Raw genomic sequence first — 3015 nt, 5'->3', positions numbered from 1 at the left:
ACGAAATTACTTGCTTCATTCTATGCGTTAACTCACTTAATACTAAAAGTGAATACAATGGTTCTGAAATTAATGAACAAGGATCAGTGTATTTAACTTGACGTGGGGAGTCATACCAACGCCTAGTTAAGCGGCAAAAGTGTGAAGCGGAGCGGAACCAACCAACTGTAATTTGTCCCGCTTAAACAGCTTTTATGTGCACTTTATTACCTGTACGGGTGAATTACAATACTCTAATTTCCCTATTAATTCGTTATTATCTGCATAGTTAGGACAATTACCAATAGTAACAGCATAAACGCTACCATTTGGTTGTATCTCTACATCGACAAAAGATGCAACAAGCCTGTCTCTTAATTGACGACTCCAAGTAAAATGATAATTGGTATTATGGGATTTTAGGAATGATCTGTCTGGCGCGTTAAACTTACTAGTAAAAGAAGTTAAAGCCATATCCTGAGTCTTTACATTTATACTCGCAGACCTTGCTGTCCAGGAGAACGGCCAAGATCTGGTGATATCTACAGATATTTTGCATTCTCCAAGCTCCGAGGTACGCGATAGTTCAGAAACTATTTCTGCATATTCAATGTTCTTTAAACTACTTGAGCCTGCTTGACTAAGCCAAACAAAAAGAATAACTATTGGAATCAATATACGATTCATGATGAATACGCCTCACGTCCTGTGTACCTAACGCCCAATTAACGGGTCAAAATAGTTGGCTAAAATGTTAAACGAAGTGAAAAAGCCAACTATCATTTGTCCTGTTTTAACGACTTGTTATGTTTACAGCACTATCTACAAATTATAATAAGCACCAACAAAAAAACCATGTTGTTTGAAAGCATTTATATATCCTGATAGAGGAATAGATAAACAAGCGCTGAAATAATCATTTATTTTATATGTACCTTGATCTTTCCACCCATGTTCAAAAGCTAATTGTATTGGCCCTTTAATTGGATGTTCTCGTTGTATATCTGTTAGTGGGATTGAAATAAAATAAGAACCATTATTTGAATTAACAATATCCTTGAAAGTAAATGGTTCTCCGAACTCTTTAGCTCTAATTGTATCCTTTAGAAAGTCAACATAATGCCCTGCTTTTTCTTTACAAATATTAAACCTAATATGCTTTGAGGCTACCTTTATTGCATCACTAGGCCACTTATCCTGCTGGTACGAATATTTTGCAGATAAAACTAAAATATCTCTGTCGTAAGGGCTTCCCATTTCTTCCAATTTATCAGGTGTAAAGTTCTCTATTTCTTGAGGTAATTCATCAATGAACTTTACAATATTATTGTTAGCAAATGATTGGGAAGATAAAGTTGAGATTGTCATGCCTAATAGCAATGATATGTGTAATTTATTTAAATGATTCATAATATCCTTATTATTTAACTATGATGGTAATTGAATGTAAACATAACGCCCCATTAAGAGGCTTCTAATTGTGGGTTAAAATGTGAAGCGAAGCGGAACCTAGCCAACTGATAAAAGTCCTGCTTAAATCGCCTGTTATGTGCCAGATAAACACCAAACAGCAAATTCATTACCACTAGGTTCAATAAAGTGAAAACGACTACCACCAGGGAATGAGAAAATTGGAGTAGATATTTTGCCACCAAAAGACTCTACAATTGATTGAGCTTGCTCCAAATCATTCGTTTTCAATACGAGCAAGGCAGAACCGTTTGAGGTTACTGATGATAAGTCCGATTTATAAAAACCACCGTCCAATCCTTCATTTGCAAAAGCAGTATAATCGGGACCGTAATCTATAAAACTCCAACCAAAGGCATTCTCAAAAAACTTTTTTGTAGCTGGAATATCTTTAGCAGGAAACTCTACATAATTTAACTTTAAATTTACAGGCATAACCTAAATCCTTTTTGGCACATAACACCCAATTAACGGGCAAAAAATAGCGAGCTAAAATACGAACGAAGTGACAAAAACCCGCTGTTTATTGTCCTTGTTAAATGGCTTACTATGTAACTATTTAACCGCTACATGGACTTCTATTTCATTTCCGTTTGGGTAATACTCGAAATCCGTTGTATAAAGCCTTATATGTTCTTCTTTAACGTTAGAAAAATAATTCCAAACTTCTGTCCAAGCATCAATAGCTATTTGAGGCATTTCGCCTTTATGCGTAAACACAAGATATTTTGCTTCAGGAATAGTTATCTTTTCCATATTTATATTCGATGGAAAAGACGTTCCGTCAAAACCAGCAAGAACAGTAAACTTTCCTGTGTGGTCTGATTCATAGTTAGAATATACACCATATACTCTTTCGCCACTTTTATAATCCACTGGAACCGATTCATCAAAAGCTTGCCACAAAGCTCCTATTTTACCTTTATTAGGATCCATCTCTGTTGCGTTGTCAGTTCGAATACTAAGCCCGTTAATAGTTTTTTCTGAAACAAATTTTAATTCCATCACGATACTCTTCTAGTTACATAACGCCCTACTAAGCGGCTAAAAATAGTTGGCTATAATTTGCAAGGTACGAGCAAAACCAACTGTTTGTGTCCGTATTGAGTTGCTTATTATGTGTTTACTTTGACCTTGTAACCGCCAAAAAACCAACATAAAGCAGTACCTATAAAGATAACAGGTAGCAAAACAACAATTTTAAATTTTGAAACTTCAATGTGTAAATCAAAATAATTTAATGCATCGTTAACATATGGAAATAATGAAAACATAACGAGTAGAGTAATTATAAAATTGAAATATACAAAAGCATTAGCTTTCAGATGAACATTACAGTTGATACACCTTGTTGAGAATGCATTTCTAGCTCTGATCCAAGCTGTAAAATTGATAGCTCTTTCGTTGCAATTTGGACAATCCATAGTCGATACACCTTAAACACATAGACACAATGACTCCCCACAAGGTGCTAGCCTCTAAATGTGGGTTAGTTTTACAAACCAGAGCCATAATATATGTGTCAACATTATCAAACAGAGGCTAGCATGATAAAACATAACATAC

General features: G+C 34.9%; 4 protein-coding genes. All 4 read right to left on the bottom strand.

Translation table 11 applies throughout. The features are described from left to right. Window positions 1-192 precede the first annotated feature (192 nt). Window positions 193-666, bottom strand: coding sequence for a hypothetical protein (locus H4J76_RS19325; protein ID WP_182215122.1), 474 nt, complete (start codon window positions 664-666; stop codon window positions 193-195). 135 nt (window positions 667-801) lie between these two features. After that, a complete protein-coding gene (locus tag H4J76_RS19320; RefSeq protein ID WP_182215120.1) occupies window positions 802-1389 on the bottom strand; it encodes a hypothetical protein in 588 nt (195 codons plus the stop codon). Between the two features lie 135 nt (window positions 1390-1524). Further along, window positions 1525-1884 carry a VOC family protein gene (locus H4J76_RS19315; protein ID WP_182215118.1) on the bottom strand — a complete coding sequence of 120 codons (360 nt, stop codon included), beginning with the start codon at window positions 1882-1884 and terminating at the stop codon, window positions 1525-1527. 120 nt (window positions 1885-2004) lie between these two features. After that, window positions 2005-2454 (bottom strand): GyrI-like domain-containing protein, encoded by a 450-nt coding sequence (locus tag H4J76_RS19310; protein WP_182215116.1) that lies wholly within the window; start codon window positions 2452-2454, stop codon window positions 2005-2007. Window positions 2455-3015: the final 561 nt, after the last annotated feature.

This window comes from Colwellia sp. BRX9-1 (assembly GCF_014077195.1).
Classification (GTDB): Bacteria; Pseudomonadota; Gammaproteobacteria; order Enterobacterales; family Alteromonadaceae; genus Colwellia_A.
The sequence above is the reverse complement of the archived record's forward strand: the minus strand, read 5'-3'. Positions and strand labels throughout refer to the sequence as shown.